17 protein-coding genes are annotated in these 18,040 nt (G+C 69.4%); 7 read left to right on the top strand and 10 right to left on the bottom strand.

The genetic code is table 11. The annotated features are described in order from the left end of the window. Positions 1–2: 2 nt before the first annotated feature. Complete coding sequence (locus AB4Y74_RS14345; protein ID WP_441799734.1) at positions 3–1,526, bottom strand: ATP-dependent DNA ligase; 1,524 nt, start codon at positions 1,524–1,526, stop codon at positions 3–5. 67 nt (positions 1,527–1,593) lie between these two features. Between AB4Y74_RS14345 and AB4Y74_RS14340 the strand changes: the two genes are divergently transcribed. Both AB4Y74_RS14340 and AB4Y74_RS14335 read left to right on the top strand, forming a co-directional pair. Continuing rightward, positions 1,594–1,962, top strand: a complete 369-nt coding sequence (locus AB4Y74_RS14340; RefSeq protein WP_441799733.1) for a cupin domain-containing protein — start codon at positions 1,594–1,596, stop codon at positions 1,960–1,962. Between the two features lie 93 nt (positions 1,963–2,055). Next, positions 2,056–2,637 (top strand): TetR family transcriptional regulator, encoded by a 582-nt coding sequence (locus AB4Y74_RS14335; RefSeq protein ID WP_441799732.1) that lies wholly within the window; start codon positions 2,056–2,058, stop codon positions 2,635–2,637. A 129-nt stretch (positions 2,638–2,766) separates the two neighbouring features. Here AB4Y74_RS14335 and AB4Y74_RS14330 read toward each other — a convergent pair whose 3' ends face one another. Both AB4Y74_RS14330 and AB4Y74_RS14325 read right to left on the bottom strand, forming a co-directional pair. Continuing rightward, positions 2,767–3,201 (bottom strand): VOC family protein, encoded by a 435-nt coding sequence (locus tag AB4Y74_RS14330; RefSeq protein WP_441799731.1) that lies wholly within the window; start codon positions 3,199–3,201, stop codon positions 2,767–2,769. A gap of 39 nt (positions 3,202–3,240) precedes the next feature. Beyond that, positions 3,241–4,791, bottom strand: a complete 1,551-nt coding sequence (locus AB4Y74_RS14325; RefSeq protein WP_441799730.1) for a molybdopterin-dependent oxidoreductase — start codon at positions 4,789–4,791, stop codon at positions 3,241–3,243. A gap of 147 nt (positions 4,792–4,938) precedes the next feature. On the opposite strand from AB4Y74_RS14325, the gene AB4Y74_RS14320 reads away from it, so the two are divergent. Then, positions 4,939–5,535, top strand: a complete 597-nt coding sequence (locus AB4Y74_RS14320) for a fasciclin domain-containing protein (protein WP_441799729.1) — start codon at positions 4,939–4,941, stop codon at positions 5,533–5,535. A gap of 56 nt (positions 5,536–5,591) precedes the next feature. Here the strand turns inward: AB4Y74_RS14320 and AB4Y74_RS14315 are convergent, their stop codons facing one another. The 4 genes from AB4Y74_RS14315 to AB4Y74_RS14300 form a co-directional block, all read right to left on the bottom strand. Continuing rightward, positions 5,592–6,362 (bottom strand): alpha/beta hydrolase, encoded by a 771-nt coding sequence (locus AB4Y74_RS14315; protein WP_441799728.1) that lies wholly within the window; start codon positions 6,360–6,362, stop codon positions 5,592–5,594. Then, entirely contained in the window at positions 6,359–6,886 is a 528-nt protein-coding gene (locus AB4Y74_RS14310) for a hypothetical protein (RefSeq protein ID WP_441799727.1), read from the bottom strand. The genes AB4Y74_RS14315 and AB4Y74_RS14310 overlap by 4 nt, the downstream gene beginning before the upstream one ends. A 137-nt stretch (positions 6,887–7,023) precedes the next feature. Beyond that, positions 7,024–7,497, bottom strand: a complete 474-nt coding sequence (locus AB4Y74_RS14305; RefSeq protein WP_441799726.1) for a hypothetical protein — start codon at positions 7,495–7,497, stop codon at positions 7,024–7,026. A 68-nt stretch (positions 7,498–7,565) separates the two neighbouring features. Next, positions 7,566–8,684, bottom strand: coding sequence for an endo-1,4-beta-xylanase (locus tag AB4Y74_RS14300; protein WP_441799725.1), 1,119 nt, complete (start codon positions 8,682–8,684; stop codon positions 7,566–7,568). A 190-nt stretch (positions 8,685–8,874) separates the two neighbouring features. On the opposite strand from AB4Y74_RS14300, the gene AB4Y74_RS14295 reads away from it, so the two are divergent. After that, positions 8,875–10,620: an MFS transporter gene (locus tag AB4Y74_RS14295; RefSeq protein WP_441799724.1), complete on the top strand. Its 1,746-nt coding sequence runs from the start codon at positions 8,875–8,877 to the stop codon at positions 10,618–10,620. Then, positions 10,604–11,086 (top strand): MarR family winged helix-turn-helix transcriptional regulator, encoded by a 483-nt coding sequence (locus AB4Y74_RS14290; protein ID WP_441799723.1) that lies wholly within the window; start codon positions 10,604–10,606, stop codon positions 11,084–11,086. The genes AB4Y74_RS14295 and AB4Y74_RS14290 overlap by 17 nt, the downstream gene beginning before the upstream one ends. Before the next feature lie 90 nt (positions 11,087–11,176). Here AB4Y74_RS14290 and AB4Y74_RS14285 read toward each other — a convergent pair whose 3' ends face one another. After that, positions 11,177–12,085, bottom strand: coding sequence for an EamA family transporter (locus AB4Y74_RS14285; protein WP_441799722.1), 909 nt, complete (start codon positions 12,083–12,085; stop codon positions 11,177–11,179). After that, complete coding sequence (locus tag AB4Y74_RS14280; RefSeq protein WP_441799721.1) at positions 12,085–12,648, bottom strand: dihydrofolate reductase family protein; 564 nt, start codon at positions 12,646–12,648, stop codon at positions 12,085–12,087. Before AB4Y74_RS14280 ends, AB4Y74_RS14285 begins: the two co-directional genes overlap by 1 nt. 96 nt (positions 12,649–12,744) lie before the next feature. Here AB4Y74_RS14280 and recQ point away from each other — a divergent pair, with 96 nt between their 5' ends. Beyond that, positions 12,745–14,718 carry a DNA helicase RecQ gene (gene recQ / locus AB4Y74_RS14275; protein ID WP_441799720.1) on the top strand — a complete coding sequence of 658 codons (1,974 nt, stop codon included), beginning with the start codon at positions 12,745–12,747 and terminating at the stop codon, positions 14,716–14,718. Between the two features lie 69 nt (positions 14,719–14,787). Here recQ and AB4Y74_RS14270 read toward each other — a convergent pair whose 3' ends face one another. Next, the gene (locus AB4Y74_RS14270) at positions 14,788–17,103 is read right to left on the bottom strand and encodes a lamin tail domain-containing protein (protein WP_441799719.1); all 2,316 of its coding nucleotides are present in this window, start codon (positions 17,101–17,103) and stop codon (positions 14,788–14,790) included. Between the two features lie 301 nt (positions 17,104–17,404). Here AB4Y74_RS14270 and AB4Y74_RS14265 point away from each other — a divergent pair, with 301 nt between their 5' ends. Beyond that, positions 17,405–17,893 (top strand): DapH/DapD/GlmU-related protein, encoded by a 489-nt coding sequence (locus AB4Y74_RS14265; RefSeq protein WP_441799718.1) that lies wholly within the window; start codon positions 17,405–17,407, stop codon positions 17,891–17,893. The last annotated feature ends 147 nt before the right edge of the window (positions 17,894–18,040 follow it).

Genomic DNA, 18,040 nt, shown 5'->3' with positions numbered 1-18,040 from the left:
CGCTACTCGCGCAGCAGGGACCGCAGTGTCGCGATCGTGTCGGCCTCGCCCGCGTCCTTGTCGTCGCGGTAGCGCTTCACGCGCGCGAACCGCAGCGCGATCCCTCCCGGGTACCGGCTCGAGCGCTGCACGCCGTCGATCGCGATCTCCACCACGGTCGTCGGCGCGACCCACACCGTCCCGGCGGTGCGACGCACCTCGATCTCCTGGAAGTGCTCGGTCTGCCAGGCCAGCACCTTGTCGGTGAGCCCCTTGAACGTCTTGCCGACCATGACGAACCCGCCAGGCTCGCCGAAATCGCCGTCCGGATCGCGGGCGCCGAGGTGGATGTTCGAGAGCAGGCCCTGGCGTCGTCCCGACCCCCACTCCACCGCCAGCACGACGAGGTCGTAGGTGTGGACCGGCTTCACCTTGATCCAGCTCGACCCGCGACGGCCGGCGGCATACAGCGAGTCGATCGCCTTGACGACCACCCCCTCCTGACCGGCGGCGAGTGCATCCCTCGAGACGCGTTCCGCGACCTCCGGGTCGTCGGTGATCTCGCCGGGGATGCGGTGCTCGCCCGCGACCCGCTCCAGCTCCGCGAGGCGGACGGACAGCGGCTCATCGAGGAGGTCGCGTCCGTCGACGTGCAGCACATCGAAGAACCACGGGTGCAGCACGGTCTCCCGCGCGGCCTCCGCGCCAAAACGCGACATCGTCTCCTGGAACGGCCGCGGCGCGCCCTCCTCGTCGAGTGACAGTGTCTCGCCGTCGAGGATCACATCCTGGACGGGGAGCCGCCGCACCACCTCCACCACCTCCGGCAGCCGGTGGGTGATGTCGGCGAGGTTGCGGGTGAAGACCCGCACGTCGTCGCCGTGCCGGTGCACCTGGATGCGCGCGCCGTCGAGCTTGTACTCGACCGACGCCGTCCCGGTGGTGCTGAGGGCCTCGGTCGGCGTCAACGCGGACGCCGCGAGCATCGGCAGCACCGGCCGTCCGACCAGCAGGCCGACCGCCTCCAGCTCCTCCGCACTGCCGGTCAGCGCCAGCCGAGCCGTTTCGCCGAGGTCGCCCGACAGCATCGCGGCGCGGCGGACGGTCTCGCCGGGGCGTTCGGAGGCGCGGGCGATCGCATCCATCAGCACACCCTCGAGCGCGCCGGTCCGCATCTCGCCCAGCAGGACGCGGGCGACGAAGTCCTGCTCGCGGACGGTCGCCCGCTCGGTGAACTCGCGCAAGGCACGGTTGCGCTCGCCCGCGGAGCCGGAGCCCGAGAGGGCGGCGAGCCGGTCGAGAAGCGCATCCAGGTCGTCCACGGTCAGCGTCGGCTCCGCCGCCGGCTCGCCCATCGCCCCGTTCAGCCCGCGCCAGCCGACCCCGACCCGCCCCTGTCGCGCCTTGCCGACGAGGAACCCCACAGCCGGGGCGATCTCCTCCGGATCGAGGCGGCCGAGCAGCGCGGCCAGCGCATCCACCTTCGCCAGGCGGGAGCGGGTGGAGGCGACGGCCTCGGTCGTCGTGACGAGCGTGTCGAGGAGCACGACCCCATCCAACCACCGGCCTCCGACGGCGCGACCGCGGAGACGCGAGCCCGCCTAGGCTGGCGGCATGGACGCATCCGTCGCCAGCCTCTCCACCGCCTTCGACCTCATCCGCGAGCCGTGGCAGCCGCACCGGCTCGCCAGCGTCAACGACCACGACGTGAAGGTCGCGCGTCTCGCCGGCGAATTCGTCTGGCACGCGCACCCCGACAGTGACGAGCTGTTCCTCGTCGTCGAGGGGCGGCTGACCCTGCAACTGCGGGATCGCGACGTAGAACTCGGCGCGAACGACGTCTTCGTGGTTCCGGCCGGTGTGGAGCATCGTCCCCGCACCGACGGCGAGGCGCTCGTGGTCATGGTCGAGCGCGCCGGAACGGTCAACACCGGCGACAACCCGGGCGAGCGTACGACCGAAGTGCGCGAACTGCCGCGCTGAGAGCCGCTCGCGGTGTCCTCTTGTCACCAGACCTGGGGGTGCCCGCGATATCGTCGTCTCGAGCACATCACTTCGGAAGACGGGCGACGCGGGATGCCGAGACAGGAACGCGCCGAACGCACGCGGATCGCTATCCTCGATGCTGCCGCGGTGGAGTTCGACGAGCACGGCTACGAGGGCGCCCGTCTTGAGCGGATCGTGGAGCGAACGGGAGCCACCAAGGGCGCCGTCTACTTCCACTTCCGATCGAAGCTCGACATCGCGCAGGCGCTGGTCGCTGACAAGTACGGCAACTGGCCGGTGATCATCGCCGAGGTCGCGGAGTCAGGACTGCGTGGGCTTGCCGCTGCCGAGGAGCTGACGCAGAGGGTGGCTGCGGTCTTCGTTGACCAGGTACGGGTCCGCGCTGCGATGAAGCTGACGCAGACGGTGTTCCCGCCGGCACCGGATGAGAACCCCTACGACCGCTGGGTCGTGGTCATCGGCGGCCTGTTGCAGCAGGAGATCGACGACAGGCACCTCGAACGAGTGGACGCTGCCGCGCTCGCCCGGGTCGCCGTCCAGGGCTTCTTCGGCGCGTACATGATCGCGGACGAACTCGGGACGCTGGAGGGGCTTCCGTCGGATGTGGCTCGGCTCTGGCAGGCGCTCAGACCCGCGTTCGAGGCGTCGTGACACAACGGTTGCGACCAAACCGGTAAGTCCGTATGTTTTAAACCGGGGATACGGACGGCACTCGCAGCCGTCATCCGGGGGAGTGCGCCCCGTCTCGTGCGTGAGTCGGGGCGTGCCCCCGACCCGGCGTCACTTCGTCAGGTCCTCGGCGAACATCACGATGATGCCGCTCGGACCACGCACGTAGCTGAGCTTGTAGACGTCCTCGTAGGTCGCGACGCCTCGCAGCGGCGCGAACCCGTGCTTCGCGGCGATCGCGAGGGCTTCGTCGATATCGTCGACCGAGAAGGCCACGCGGTGCATCCCGATCTCGTTCGGACGCGTGGGCTCCGTCTCGATGGCGTCCGGGTGGATGTACTCGAACAGCTCGAGCTGACCGCCTCCGTCGGGCGTCTGCAGCACCGCGATCTTGGCGTGGTTCCCGTCCAGCCCGACGGCAGTATCGGCCCACTCGCCGCTGATCGTGTCACGGCCGACGACCGTGAGGCCGAGGTCGGTGAAGAAGGCGATCGTCGCTTCGATATCGCGGACGGCGATGCCGACGTTTTCCAGTTTGATGGGCATGCGTCGCATCGTATCGAGCGAACTACGCGTGAGGAGGTGTCACCCGACGCGGACGAACGTCTGCTGCCAGCCGGTCGACCCGTTCGGTGCGATGGGCGCGCGCTTCTGCTCCTGCATGCGTCCGGCGCGGTCGGTCGCGCGCACCGAGAGGGTGTGACTGCCTGCGGTGGCGTCCCAGTCCAGCGACCACTGAACCCAGGTGTCGGTGTTGACCGGGGCGGAGAGGGTCGCCTCTTTCCACTCGCCGCTGTCGATCTGCACCTCGACGCGCTGGATGCCGACGGTCTGCGCCCACGCGACCCCGGCGATCTTCGTCGGGCCGGCCGACACCGGCTTGTCGACCCGCGGAGTGTCGATGCGGCTCGACAGCTTGATCGGCGCCTTTGCGCTGTAGCCGCGCGGTGTCCAGTAGGCCTGGTCGGCGGCGAACGTCGTGACCTTCAGCTCCGTCAGCCATTTCGTCGCAGAGACGTAGCCGTAGAGGCCGGGCACGACCATCCGCACCGGGAAACCGTGCTCGAGGGGAAGCGGCTCGCCGTTCATCCCGACGGCCAGGATGGCGTCGCGCTTGGCGTCGGTCAGGGCTCCGAGCGGAGTGCCGGCGGTGAAGCCGTCGATGCTCCGGGAGAGCACCATGTCGGCTCCGGAACGCGGGCGGGCCATCGCGAGCACCGACCGTACCGGGATGCCGAGCCAGCGGGCCGAGCCGACCAGGTTGCCGCCCACTTCGTTCGAGACGCAGGTCAGGGTGACGGAGTACTCGTCGAGGCCGAGATCCAGCAGATCCTGGAAGGAGAGTTGGATGCGCTTCTCGACCATCCCATCGATCGTGAGGCGCCAGGTGGCCGGGTCGATCGACGGCACGGTGAGTGCCGTATCCACCCGGTAGAAGTCCTTGTTCGGGGTGAACAGCGGGGAGATGCCCGGGATCTTCAGGTCGGCACCGTCCGGGACGCGGACACGGGAGCCGGGGGCAGGCAGCTTCACGGCGGCCCGGATCGCGGCGATGGACGAGGTGGCGGCCGAGCCGAGCCGGGACCCGACTCCTGCGACGGCCGCTCCCAGTGCGGCGACCGACGTGAGCAGCAGGAACCGGCGGCGGTCGACGCCCGTCGCGGCAGTACCCGCCGCATCCAGGCCACCCTCGCGCCAGCGGCGCAGGCTGCTGATCAGGAGCCGCAGCATGACGGCTCCGGCGACCGCCCCGACCGCAGACGGCAAGAAGGCGAGAGGGCTCGCTGCGGCACGCGTCACCGTCGCCACGACAGCAGCGATCCCCGCCAGCGCGAACAGGGTGACGCCCACCCAGCGCCGCCACAGCTCCAGCACCCCAGCCGCCGCGGCCGCGACCAGTACCGCGAGGCCGAGAGAGGACAGCAGAAACAGCTTGTCGTTCGAGCCGAACAGGTTGATGGCGAGTTCTTTCGCCCAGCGGGGCACGATGTCGACCACGAACGAGCCGACCGCGAGGATCGGCCCGGCATCCCGGGCGACCAGCAGCGCGACCAGCTCGGCGGCGGCGAGAAAGACACCGCCGCTCACCGCACCGGCGAGCGCTGCCCAGGCGATGGTGGCGATTCTCTTCTTCACTGGCTTCTGCGCTGTCACGTCCGGTGTTCGTCGCCGAAGAGGGTGATGGATTGGTCCAATCCGATTCCGCGGCCACCCCGAACCCCTCATGACCGTCCACGGCGACGGTCTCTCGATCAGCACCATCCCTCGAAGGAGAAGAGAACAATGCGCACCTCCGCCCGTCTCGCAGCGGCCGGCCTCCTGGCCGCAGCCGCACTCGCACTCACTGCCTGCTCGTCCGGAGCCGGCACGTCGACCAGCGACTCCAAGGCCCCGATGGCCTCCTCCAGCCCGTCCGCATCGTCGTCGGCGATGGACCCGGCCGCCGACCTCGTCGGCCCCGGCTGCGCCGCCTACGCCAAGCAGGTCCCGTCGGGCTCCGGCTCTGTCTCCGGAATGGCGGAGGACCCGGTGGCGACCGCCGCCAGCAACAACCCGCTGCTGACCACCCTGGTCGCGGCCGTCTCCGGCAAGCTCAACCCGAACGTGAACCTCGTTGACACGCTCAACGGCGGCCAGTTCACGGTCTTCGCGCCGGTGGATGACGCCTTCAAGAAGATCGACCCGGCGACCATCGAGACGCTGAAGACCGACGCAGGCGCCGCAACCCTGACCTCGGTCCTCACGTACCACGTCGTCCCCGGCCAGGTCTCGCCCAAGGACATCGTCGGCACCCACAAGACGGTCGAAGGCTCTGACGTGACCGTCAGCGCCGCTTCTCGCGTCCCTGCCCCTGCCCCCCGCCATCGCTTCCTCGCTTAATCCGCTCCCGCCGCGCGTGTCGTCGGATTAAGTGAGGAAGCGACTGTGGGGGAGGGTCAGAAGAAGTCGGAGAGGGCGTCGGTGAGGCGGGCGCGGGCGGTCTCGTCGTCGATGGTGGCGGAGTTGTCGCCGGGCTGCGAGCCGTAGTCACCGAACTGGCCGTGGTTCATGCCGTCGATCTCGACCAGGCGGGCATCAGGGGGGAGGAGGTGGCGGGCGGCGGCGATCTTGTCGGGCGTGCTGAGGCCGTCGCGACCCCCCGCTATCGAAAGCACCCGCAGGTCACTGTCGCTGAGGTCGTTCGCGCAGTATGAGCCGAAGAGGACGAGTCCCTTCACAGCGGGGTCGTCGGCGAGTTGGCACGCTCGCACCCCGCCGAGGGAGTGGCCGCCGACGTACCAGTCGGTCACGTCGGGAGCGTGCGCCGTGAACGTCGACAGCGGACGCTGGTCGAAGAACGCCAGGTTGAGAGTCGGTTTGGTGATGACGACTGTGAGCCCCGTCTCCTCGACGGCACCGGACAGCTTGTAGAGGTACGCGTACGGATCGACGAGCGCTCCCGGCACGAAGACGAGACCCGTTCCGGACGCCTCGCCGCTCGGAGCCAGGACGACGGAGTCGCCGGCGTCATGGATGGTCACCGCGGGATCGCGCCACGCCTCCAGGGCGGCGCTGCGGTCGCCCATCATCGGCGTGGACGCCCAGGCCAGGAAGCCGACGACGACCAGCGCGAGCACTCCGAGCACCGTGATGACAGTGTTCCGGATGCGGTGGCGACGCCGTCGGGGCCCGCCCCCTCTGGGCTGCTCCGCGGCCGTGCTGGTCACTCCTCTTCGTCGACCGGCTTGAGGTCGCCCGGTCGACGCTGCAGGTCGGCGCGGATGCCGTCGAGCACCGCGCGCACGGACACCTGCTTCGCCTCGGTGTCGATAATGTTCGCCGGTACGGTCACCGTCAGACCGGACTGGTAGTAGGCCCGGATGCGGAACCCTCCGGACCAGGATGCCTCGGACGCGTTGTCGGCCTCGCTGCCGCCCGAGAGCTCGAACCGCAGCAGTCCCGCGCGGCTCTCCACGCGGGTGACGACCTGGGCACCGGGGGTGCCATCGTCGATGACTTCGCTGGCCACGACGACGTGATCGGTGAAGATGCCGACGCGCAGGGTCACGGTGGACAGCCCGGTGGCGACCGCGGCCCCGAGATAGATGATCCGCTGGTCGCCGACGGCGAGTTCGAGCTGGCGGATGAGCACCGGGTACCACGCCGGCTCAGGGCGGAGCAGGTCTTCGAGGCCGCGCTCCGCGTCGAGAAGCGTGCGGAGCTGATCCTGGATTGCGACCGGGTGGGTCATCGGCGTCCCCTTCGTTCTGTGAGCGCCAAGCTGGCCCAGCATATCGCTAGCCAGGCTAGAAGACCGAACCGCCGTTTCCCCTCAATGTTCTCGCAAGCGGGGGCGGCGCGGGGGAAGGGACCCGATCTGAGACGTCTTCACTGATGGTCGTCGGTCGCGTTTCGCCTCATCAAGACGGCCTTATAGAAACAGAACAGCAGAGCAGACCACAACGGCGTTGCCTGCACGAGGCTGAGAAACAGGAACACAGCGGTTGTTCCAACCAGGTCGCTGTAGAGGTTCCCGACGTTGGCCTCGAAAACGGCCGCACTCACAGCGGAACCGACCAACGCTGCCGAGATGCCGACGAGGGAGCCGCACGCAGCCGCGACCCAGTAGCTACGCGCGTCGACGACCCTCGTGAGCACGACGGCGCCCGCATAGAAGACGATCGAAAACACCCACCAGTAAGGCCAGAGCAGCGGGTCCAACCCATGGCCCAGAGCATCAATTGCGGGCATGCCCTGGGCCATGGTCCTCGCCAGGAAAGTGACGAGACAGGATCCCAGCAGGAGGATTATTGCGACTGGCAGAGCCAGGAGAGCACGGTTCTTGGCCAGAGGAGTCGCCACCACCTGAGGCTAACGGCTATACGACACCGTCGCCGAGAATGCTCGAGCGGCGGCGGTGCTCAGTTCACTCAGTGCCGCGGATCCGAGCGACCCGGGGCCCCTGCGGCCAGCGCGAGCGTCTGCTGCAGCGCCGTGTACTCCGGCTTCGGCTGCAGGTTCTCGTCGTAGATGGTCGCCGCACCCTCGCCCGGGAATACGCCGGGCACCCACGAGTACGCGTCGCCGAATCCCCACACGGTGTAGGACAGGCACGCTCGCACGGCCAGGCAGGCCTGCAGCGTGGAGGTGTACCCCGCCACCTGTGCGTTCTGCTCCACCGGAGTCACGGGGAGTGTCGTGCGGACATCCACCTCGGTCTCGGCGACCTTCAGGCCGAGGTCGGCGAAGCGCTGCAGGTTGTTCTGCAGATCCGGCAGTGGGTACTGGGTGTCGAGGTGCGTCTGGAAGCCCACGCCGTCGATCGGGACGCCCTTCGCCTTCAGATCCTTCACGAGCTGATAGACCGCGTTGCTCTTCGGGCCGGTGTACTCGATGTTGTAGTCGTTGTAGAACAGCAGCGCCTTCGGATCGGCCTGGTGCGCCCAGCGGAACGCATCGGCGATGTAGTCCGGGCCGAGCTTCTGCAGCCAGATGGTGTCGCGCAGGGTTCCGTCATCGTTGAACGCCTCGTTGACGACGTCCCACTGCCACACCTTGCCTTTGAAGTGGGTGACCTCGTCGATGACGTGCTTCTTGAGGATCGCCCGCAGCTGGTCGGCGCTCATCGACGGCGCAGCCGCAGTGAGCCAGGCCGGGAGCTGGTTGTGCCAGACGAGCGTGTGGCCGCGCACCAGCTGCCCGTTCTGCTGGGCGAACGCGACGAGCCGGTCCGCTTGTCCCCAGTCGTAGGTGCCCTGCGTGGGCTCGACCACCTCCCACTTCATCACGTTCTCGGGCGTTACCGAGGAGAACTGGGTCGCTGCGATCGCCCGGTAGGGACTGTTCGAGGCGAGCTGGTCGGTGTCGATGGCGGTGCCCACGCGCAGCCCGACCTGGGAGGCGAGCTGGCGGAGGGTCCCGGCTGCGGCCGGCGTGTGGTGGTCGGGGGCGGCGGGAGGGGCGGCGAATGCCGCACCCTGGGCGAACAGGACTGCTCCGGCCCCGATCACCGCAGTGGTGATGAGACCGACTCGTAGACGTCGTGACACGCTGATACTCCTTTGTAAGCGTCGGACGGATATGTTGCGTGTCCCAGCAAAAGCGTCACCCGTTCGGGTGTCAAAAGTTTTGGAAAAGTGATCTTCGCTCGGGGAATGCCTGCGCGTCGTCGGTTATATAGTTGACGCATATAAACAACCGCATCTCCACGTACTCGCGCGCACTCTGACAAGGACTTCCGTGGCCCGCTCCGGCATCTTCACCAAAGACCACCCGCACTACCGCTGGGTGGCGCTCTCCAACACCACCCTCGGCATGCTGATGGCGACGATCAACTCGTCCATCGTTATCATCTCTCTGCCCGCCATCTTCACCGGCGTGAAGCTCAACCCGCTCGAGCCGGGCAACGTGTCCTACCTGCTCTGGATGCTGATGGGCTACATGCTCGTCACCGCGGTATTGGTCGTGATGTTCGGCCGGATGGGCGACCAGTTCGGCCGCGTCAGGATCTACAACCTCGGGTTCGTGATCTTCACCCTGGCGGCCATCGCGCTCTGCCTCGACCCGTTCAGCGGCGGGCCCGGCGCGATGTGGTTGATCGTCTTCCGCTTCGTCCAGGGCGTCGGCGGTGCGATGCTGTTCGCCAACTCGACGGCGATCCTGACGGACGCGTTCCCGGCCAACAAGCGCGGCTTCGCCCTCGGCCTCAACCAGGTCGCGGCGATCGCCGGAAGCTTCATCGGCCTCATCCTCGGCGGCGTGCTCGCCGAGATCGACTGGCGCGCGGTGTTCTTCGTCTCGGTGCCGTTCGGGGTGATCGGCACCATCTGGTCCATCAAGTCGCTGCATGAAGTCGGCCAGAAGAATCCCGGCCGGATCGACTGGCTCGGCAACGCCACCTTCGGCATCGGCCTGATCGCCCTGCTCACCGGCATCACCTACGGCATCCAGCCCTACGGCGGTTCGAGTCAGGGATGGGGCAACCCGTGGGTCCTCGGGTCGATCATCGGCGGGATTCTGCTGCTCGTCGCCTTCGTCTTCGTCGAGCTGAAGGTGCCGGCGCCGATGTTCGACATGCGGCTGTTCCGCATCCGGGCGTTCTCCTCCGGAATCTTCGCCGGGTTCTTGGCCGCAATCGGTCGAGGTGGGCTGCAGTTCATGCTGATCATCTGGCTGCAGGGGATCTGGCTGCCGCTGCACGGGTACAGCTACGAGGCGACCCCGCTGTGGGCCGGCATCTACATGCTGCCGATCACCATCGGCTTCCTCATCGCCGGTCCGATCTCGGGTGCGCTCTCCGACCGGTACGGCTCGCGGGGGTTCGCGACCGTCGGCCTCCTGCTCGTGGCGGCGACCTTCGTGGGGCTGCTGCTCATTCCCGTGAACTTCGAATACTGGCAGTTCGCGCTGCTGACCGGCCTGAACGGTATCGGCTCGGGACTCTTCTCGTCGCCGAACCGGACGGCCATCATGAACAGCGTGCCGGCGAATGAACGCGGGGCCGCCTCCGGGATGGCCGGCGTCGCCCTGAACGCCGGAAGCTCGCTCTCGATCGGCATCTTCTTCTCCCTGATGATCGCCGGGCTCTCGGTGGCTCTGCCCAGCGCTTTGACGAACGGACTGACCTCCCATGGCGTCCCGGCGGCCGTCGCAACGCAGGTGGGCAACACCCCGCCGGTCGGCTCGCTGTTCGCCGCGTTCCTGGGCTACAACCCCATCCAGAGCCTGCTCGGACCGACCGGCATCCTCACCGCGCCGCACGTCGACGGGGCCACCCTGACGGGCAAGGAGTTCTTCCCGCAGCTCATCTCCGGGCCCTTCCACGACGGTCTCGTCGTCGTCTTCATCGCCGCCGCCGTCATGAGCGTCATCGGCGCTATCGCCTCTTTCCTCGGCGGAGGCAAGTATGTTCATGAGGAGGCCGCCGCGCCCGAGCGGCAGGCGGCCACCGAGGAAGGCGAGGAAGTCGGTGCCCACAGCGCATGAAGCTGACGATCGGCCGGCGGCCGGACGCGACGACGAAGGCGTCGACGAGGTGTCCGGCCGTCTGGCCCTGGCCGTCGGGCGGCTGAACCGCCGCATCCGCTCCTCCACCGGAGGACTCAGCCACGGGCAGCTCTCCGCCCTGTCGACGATCGTCCGGAACGGTCCGCTGCGCCCCAGCGAGCTCGCCGCCATCGAGGTGGCGGCCGCACCGACCATCACGCGGATCGTCGCCGAGCTGGAAACCCGCGGGCTCGTGGAACGCACACCGGACCCGCAGGACCGCCGGTCCCTGTTCGTCACCGGAACAGAAGCCGGGAAGGCCCTGCTGCTGGAGGCCCGCTCCGACCGGGCCCGCGCGGTCGCCGACGTGCTCGGCGAGCTGAGTCCGGAGCAGGTGGACGCGCTCCGTGCCGCCATCCCCGCCCTGGAGCAGGCGGCGCAGGTCGTTCCGCCCACCGCCCACTGACCGCCCTTCGCCGAGTGGTGACAACACGTCGCAACTCGGCTGCGATTGGGACATCGACTCGCATCTCGCGGCTCCGCGCATCCGGGTGCCTCAGCTGACGGCGAGGAGCGCGGCGGCGACGATCGCGAGGACGAGGCCGGCCCACTGCACCGGCGCCACACGCTCGCGCAGCACGACGGCGGCGAGCAGCACGGTGCCCGCCGGGTAGAGCGCGGTCAGCACCGAGACGGTCGTGAGGTCGCCGAGTCGCAGCGCGATCAGGAGGAGGAGGTTGGCCGTCGCATCCAGCAGACCTCCGCCTGAGGCGATCCGGACCCCGCGGGTCTCGAGCCGCATGCCGCTCCGCGCGCTTTCCGTGAGCCCAGCCGCCGGCCCGCGTCCCGCGTCCACCGGCACGCGTGACCGCGCACGCACGACGACGATCGCCACGACGGTCCACATCATGGCCGCATTGGTGAGGCGGTTGGCGATCAGCGGGACGACGCCGGAATCATCCGGAGTCTGGTCGAGGATGATGAGGAACACCCCGATCATCGCGCCCGCGGCCACCGCCATCACGAGCGCGCGAGTCTGCGGACGCACGGCTCCCTTCTCGGGCACGAAACCGACCAGCACCACCGCGACCAGGGCGAGACCCAGCGCGAAGTACCCGATCGGCTCGAACCGGTCGCCGCCTACGAGCCCCCAGGTCACCGGCACCAGTGCCGATACCAGCGCGGTCAGCGGCGAGAGGATGCTCATCGGCCCGATCGCGAGACAGGCGTAGAGGAGGGCGACGGCCACCGCTCCCGCCAGTCCGGAGAGCGCACCCCAGCCCAGCGCGGCGGCAGACCAGGTGCCGCCGACCAGCGGAAGCGCGATCAGGAGCAGTACGAGCCCCGCGACGGCGCCGACCGCGGTGGTCCGGAGCGGCCCGATCCGGCGCGCGGCCAGGCCCCCGAGGAAGTCGGCGGACCCGTAGACGAAGGCGCCGAGCAGCCCCAGGATGGCTGAGCCCATCAGCTCCCGGCCAGACGGTACGTGTGCAGGACGGCGCCCGATGCGAAGCGGTCGAGCTCGGCGAGTTCGAACGTCCACTTCTCTCGGTCGTCCGGGAAGATCCGCAAGCCGCCGCCCACCATCACCGGGTAGGTGAGGAGCCGCAGCTCGTCCACCAGCCCCCACACCAGCAGCGAGCGAGCGAGGGATGCGCTGCCGGCGACGAGGATCGGCCCCCCGTCGCTCTCCTTCAGCGCCGAGATGCCCGCGCGGACCGGCTGGTCGACTGGTGTGGCGTTCCAGGTGAGTTCGGCGGGTCGGGAGGTGACGACGTGTTTCGGCATGGCGTTCATCTTCTCGGCGAAGACGCCCTCGCGCGGTGGCCAGGCGTCGGCGAACTGCTCGTAGGTGCGCCTCCCCAGCAGGAGCGACTCGGCCTCCTGCACCTCCCGCAGCTTGAACGCGCGGAGGTCATCGGTGCTGAAGGGCATCGTCCAGCCGGAGTGAGGATGCGTGGGTTCGCCGCCGGGAGCCTCCACGACCCCGTCGAGGGTCATGAACTCGGTCACGATCAGGCGGCGCATGTGGGCGATGGTACCCGAGCGCGGGTGTGGATGAGGGGTTCTCCACAGATCCGCGACGGCCGGAACGTCGTCGGCGGCCGCCGTTACGATCGAGGTATGAGCTCCGCCACCGACTGGGTCCCCGACGACAGGGACGCGCCTCCTCTCGACGAGGAGCCGCCTCCCGAGTTCGACGACCCGTACGCACGGGCGGGTCGGGTGGCCGCGCCCGTCGCCGCGCCCGTCGCTGCGCCCGTCGTTCGGGCGACCCCGGCGCGGTTCCAGACGGCTCAGGATGCGCTGCGCACGGTGTTCGGCTACGACACGTTCCGTGGGCAGCAGCAGGAGATCATCGAACGCGTGGCCGGCGGCGGAGATGCCGTCGTCCTGATGCCCACCGGCGGCGGCAAGAGCCTGTGCTACCAGATCCCCTCCCTGTTACGAGAGGGGACGGGGGTGGTCGTCTCGCCACTCATCGCCCTCATGCAAGACCAGGTAGATGCGCTGAAGGCGGTCGGCGTTCGCGCGGCGTTCCTGAATTCCACGCAGGATGCGTCGGCGCGGTCCGCGGTCGAGCGCGCGTACCTCGGCGGTGAGCTCGACGTCCTCTACGTCGCTCCCGAACGGCTGTCGTCCGAGTCGACCAAGCGCTTCCTCGAGCGCGGGAAGGTCGCTCTCTTCGCCATCGATGAGGCGCACTGCGTCTCGCAGTGGGGGCACGACTTCCGTCCCGACTACCTGGCGCTCTCCGAGCTGGCCGATCGCTGGCCGGATGTTCCACGCATCGCCCTGACTGCAACGGCGACCGAGGCGACCCATCGCGAGCTCACGACACGCCTCAAGCTGGAGGGTGCGGAGCACTACGTCTCCGACTTCGACCGGCCCAACATCCAGTACCGGATCGTCCCGAAGGCCGAACCGCGAAAGCAGCTGCTCGACTTCATCACACGGGAGCATCCCGGCGACGCCGGAATCGTCTACGCCCTGTCCCGCAACTCGGTGGAGAAGACGGCCGAGTTCCTCTCATCGCGCGGGCTGACGGCTCTGCCGTACCACGCGGGCCTCGAAGCCGGCCAGCGAGCCGCGACGCAGGCGCGCTTCCTTCGCGAGGAGGGCGTCATCGTCGTCGCCACCATCGCGTTCGGCATGGGGATCGACAAGCCCGACGTCCGATTCGTGGCGCACATCGACCTCCCGAAATCGGTCGAGGGGTACTACCAGGAGACGGGCCGCGCTGGCCGAGACGGACTCCCGTCGACAGCATGGCTCGCCTACGGCCTTCAAGACGTCGTGCAGCAGCGCCGGATGATCGACGACTCCCCGGGCGACCTCGCGCACCGCAGGCGGCTGACCCAGCACCTCGACGCGATGCTGGCTCTGTGCGAGACGGTCCAGTGCCGCCGAGTCAATCTGCTCGCCTACTTCGGGCAGTCGTCCGGACCCTGCGGCAACTGCGACACCTGCCTGACGCCGCCCGAGAGCTGGGACGGCACGGTTCCGGCGCAGAAGCTCCTCTCGACGGTGGTACGACTGAAGCGCGAGCGCAACCAGCGCTTCGGAGCGAGTCACCTGATCGACATCCTGCGCGGCAAGCGGACGGCGCGCGTCGAGCAGTACGGTCACGACCAGCTGTCCACGTGGTCGATCGGAGACGACCTGAGCGAAAGCCAGTGGCGCGGCGTCGCCCGGCAGCTGATCGCGCAGGAGCTGCTCAAGCCGGAAGGCGAGTACGGCGTCCTGACGATCACACCGGCGAGCACCGAGGTGCTCTCCGGAGGCAGGCAGGTGGTCCTGCGGACCGAACCCGATCGTCCCGAACGCTCGACACGGTCGTCTCGCAGCGTCGCCTCGGGCGACCTCGCGGCGCAGGACGAACCGCTGTTCGGCGCGCTCCGCGCCTGGCGCGCCGAGGCGGCACGGGAGCAGTCGGTGCCCGCCTACATCGTCTTCTCCGACGCGACGCTGCGGGCAGTGGCCGCGGCTCGTCCCGGCTCGCTCGCCGACCTCGACGGCATCCCCGGAATCGGTGCCAAGAAGCGGGAGGCATACGGGGAGGCCCTGCTCTCGGTGGTTGCGTCCGTTTCAGACTGAGGGTTCGAGCGGTTCGAAAGCGCAGAGGGCCCGGCCGCGCGGCGGCCGGGCCCTCTGTCTACGCCAGGGTCAGGCGGAGCGGCGGCGGATGCCGCGAGCCAGCAGCAACCCGCCGCCGGTCGCCCCGAGCAGCAGCGCGGCGCCCAGCGGAAGAGTCACATCGGAGCCGGTCGATGCCAATCCGGCAGCGCCACCGTTCACCGCAACCGCTGCGGCGGTCACCGTGATCGCAACGGACGCCGTCGCTCCCGACGACTGCCCCCGCAGCACGATCGTGTGAGCGCCGGCGGGGGTCGTCGCCGGGATGGTGACCGTTGCCGAGACCGCACCGGTCGGTCCAGCCGTCACGACGGCGAGCAGCACAGGATCGGAGTGCAGCCACACCTCCACCTTCTCGCCAGCAGCGAAGCCGCTGGCCGAGACCGTGACCGCGCCGCCCGGCGCGACCGACCCCGTGGAGACCGTCACCGCAGGTGCGGCGGGCGTCCCGCCGCCGTTTCCGCCACTACCCCCGTTGCCCCCGTTTCCGCCGTTGCCCCCGTTCCCGCCGTCGCCGCCACCCGGCAGCACCGTGCACGCCACGGTCCCCTGCCGCAGCGCGTTGCCCCCGTCGTTCGTGTCGTCGGACCAGATCGCCGGCTTGAGCCCGTCCACGCACTCCGCCTGGGGAGCGACGGCGAAGCCCTCATTGTTGTAGTCCGGCATCCCGGCGGGCCGCGAGAACGTCTGGGCCACCTGGAACGACCCCGCAGACGTCCCCGACGGCGAGACCGTCAGCAGCTCGTGCTGCCCGTGACAGGTGTCGTCACAGACCGCCCAGATCGCCTGGCGCTCGACGTCGAACTGCAGCTCCATGACTCCCGGCATCCCTGTCGAGATGGTCGCCACCCGGGCGAAGGCTCCGGAGGTGCTGAGCGCGTAGGCGTACACGGATCCGTTCGCCTCGAGCCCGGTGAAGAACAGGCCGTCGCCGTGACCCGGGTACACCGCCGGGTCGTACGCGAGGCCGGTCTTCTCGTCCTTGAACCCGTGCTGCGTCAGATAGCTGTCGGGCACCCAGGTGACCGCCTCGAGGCCGAGGTTCGGCCCGACGACGGGGAGATCGGCCGTGACGTTCCAGTCGGCCGTCGCGGTGAGCGAGGTGCCCGCCTGCGCCGGGTCGAAGCGGAGGACGGCGGGACGGCTGACCGTGTTGGCCGCATTGTTGCGTTCGGTGGAGACGTAGATGCCGCCGTCCGGGCCGGCGCCGGTGATCGTCACGCCCTCCGAGTCCGGGTCGCCCGTTCCGTCCGTGTAGTGCAGCGCCTTGCCGTTCGCCCAGCCGTTGGCGGTGTCCGGCGTCCAGACGGTTCCGTTCCAGAGCAGGCGGTACAGCGTCCCCGGCCCGTTCTTGACGGCCCACAGCACACCGGGCGCGGCGGTCCCGGAGGCCTGGTAGTACAGCCCGCTCATGTTGCCGCCGAGCACGTTCGCGGCGTCGACGGTGCGGACGTCGGTCCCACCCGGCCACGCGGCGAGCACGACGTCGCCGGGGCACGCGTTCGGCCCGTTCTTCGTCGGCGCGCTCGTCGTAGCGAAGGCGCCGGTGCCGTTCGGGCAGCGTCCGTACGTGGTGGTCGCGTGGGCGGTCCAGGCGTACGAGTCGACGAGGGTAGAGCCGTCCGGCGCGAACAGCCGCGCCTGGTCGGCGCTGCCCAGGCCGAAGAACGCCGACACGTCCGCCGTGTAGTAGCCGCCCGGCGCCACCGAGGTGCCGGTCGGGATGACGAACGCGTCCGCGTCCTTGTCGTCGCGCAGGATGTAACCCCCGAGGTCGGCCGGGGCCGTCCCGTTGTTGATGAGCTCGATCCAGTCGGAGGTGTCGCCGTCCGATTCGACCTCGTTGATCTTGACCTGCACGGGCGGCGTGCTGCAGTCGTTCGCCGCGCCCTGCGTCGAGGTGGTGGTGTTGCGGAACGCCCCCGTCCCGTCAGGGCAGCGGCCGTACGTGACGGCGGCGTGCGCCGTCCAGCTGTAGGTGTCGACGAGCGTGTGCGCGGGGTCGTACAGGCGAGCGGAGTCTGCGCCGCCGAGGCCGAAGCCAAGCGTCGCGTCGTCGATGACGAAGTAACCGCCCGCGGCGACGACCGACCCTGACGGGAGCGGCACGGCGGTGTGGGTGTCGTCGTTGTCGAGCACGGACCAGCCGCTGAGGTCGACGTCGTCGACACCGGTGTTCTTCAGCTCGACCCAATCGGGGCCGCCGTTCGGCGCGCTCGACTCGACCTCGTTGATGACGACCGACGGGGCGGTCGCGGCTGTCGCCGGTGCGGCCGCCGCGAGGGCGGCCGTGGCGCAGAGCCCGGCGGCCGCGATGACGGCCAGGCCTTTCCAGTGCGTGCGCACGCGTGTTCTCCTTGACGTTCGGGTGGATGCGCGGGCCGGTCCAGGCGGGCGCCGGCGCGCTGAGAGGATGCTCAGCCGAAGCCTCGGGCAGCCGGGCGAACACCGGTTGAACGGCAGTCGACGCTCCGGTGTCCTCCCGGAAAGCCGGCCGCGCAGCATCCACTCGCCGGAACCCCTTGCGGCGGCGGCCCGGGGGCGTATCGTCCGTCGTTCCACCGGGCGATCAGGGAATCTTTTCGTCGCGCCCGGCGTTATGACATTGAACGATTACCGAGGCGACCTCGGAGGAGGAACGAACTAGATGGCACGAATGATCGAGGAGCTCGAGGACGAGACCGGCGCCGTCGTCAAGTACAAGCGCCACGCGAACGGCCGGGGACTCGTTTCCCCGTCGGCGCGAGTGGCCGAGTCGGCGTACATCGAGCCGACGGCCTACGTGGAGGCGGATGCGCGCGTCGGGATGGATGCGTACGTCGGTGCGGGCAGCTGGATCGACAAGGGCGCGACGGTGGGTGACCGTACCTTCGTCGGCGCGAACGTCCACATTGGCGCGGGATGCGTCGTGGGCTCCGGCGTGAAGATCGGCAGTGGCGCGAAGATCGGCGACAACGCGATGGTCGGCAACGGTGCACGCGTCGAGCGCGATGCGCAGCTCGCGGCCGGGACCGTCGTCGAACTGAAGGGCGCCGCCGCGGCCCGCGCCGCGCTGACCCTCCCGCTCCGGGCCCCGCGCTCCCAGCAGCAGCCGCGCGACCTCCGCACCCGCCGGGCTCCCCGCCGCGCGGCCTGACCAGGCCGTTCGGCGGCTTGTGCGTGGTGTGATGCGGGGGACCACCGCGTTTGGAGGTTTCCGCAAACGCAGGGGGAGACGTAGCGACCGGGGTTTGTAGGCGGCGCACCGACGGTTTCCGCTCCCGGGGCGGCAGCCGTAGCGTGG

The organism is Leifsonia sp. RAF41 (assembly GCF_052114085.1).
GTDB lineage: Bacteria > Actinomycetota > Actinomycetes > Actinomycetales > Microbacteriaceae > Leifsonia.
Note: the sequence above shows the minus strand (reverse complement) of the source record. Positions and strands in the feature narration are given on the sequence as shown.

Coding starts and splice junctions, on each gene's coding strand:
- AB4Y74_RS14330 (WP_441799731.1), bottom strand. CDS start 3,201: ATGCCCATCAAACTGGAAAACGTCGGCATCGCCGTCCGCGATATCGAA.
- AB4Y74_RS14310 (WP_441799727.1), bottom strand. CDS start 6,886: ATGACCCACCCGGTCGCAATCCAGGATCAGCTCCGCACGCTTCTCGAC.
- recQ (WP_441799720.1), top strand. CDS start 12,745: ATGAGCTCCGCCACCGACTGGGTCCCCGACGACAGGGACGCGCCTCCT.
- AB4Y74_RS14335 (WP_441799732.1), top strand. CDS start 2,056: ATGCCGAGACAGGAACGCGCCGAACGCACGCGGATCGCTATCCTCGAT.
- AB4Y74_RS14265 (WP_441799718.1), top strand. CDS start 17,405: ATGGCACGAATGATCGAGGAGCTCGAGGACGAGACCGGCGCCGTCGTC.
- AB4Y74_RS14285 (WP_441799722.1), bottom strand. CDS start 12,085: ATGGGCTCAGCCATCCTGGGGCTGCTCGGCGCCTTCGTCTACGGGTCC.
- AB4Y74_RS14340 (WP_441799733.1), top strand. CDS start 1,594: ATGGACGCATCCGTCGCCAGCCTCTCCACCGCCTTCGACCTCATCCGC.
- AB4Y74_RS14320 (WP_441799729.1), top strand. CDS start 4,939: ATGCGCACCTCCGCCCGTCTCGCAGCGGCCGGCCTCCTGGCCGCAGCC.
- AB4Y74_RS14280 (WP_441799721.1), bottom strand. CDS start 12,648: ATGCGCCGCCTGATCGTGACCGAGTTCATGACCCTCGACGGGGTCGTG.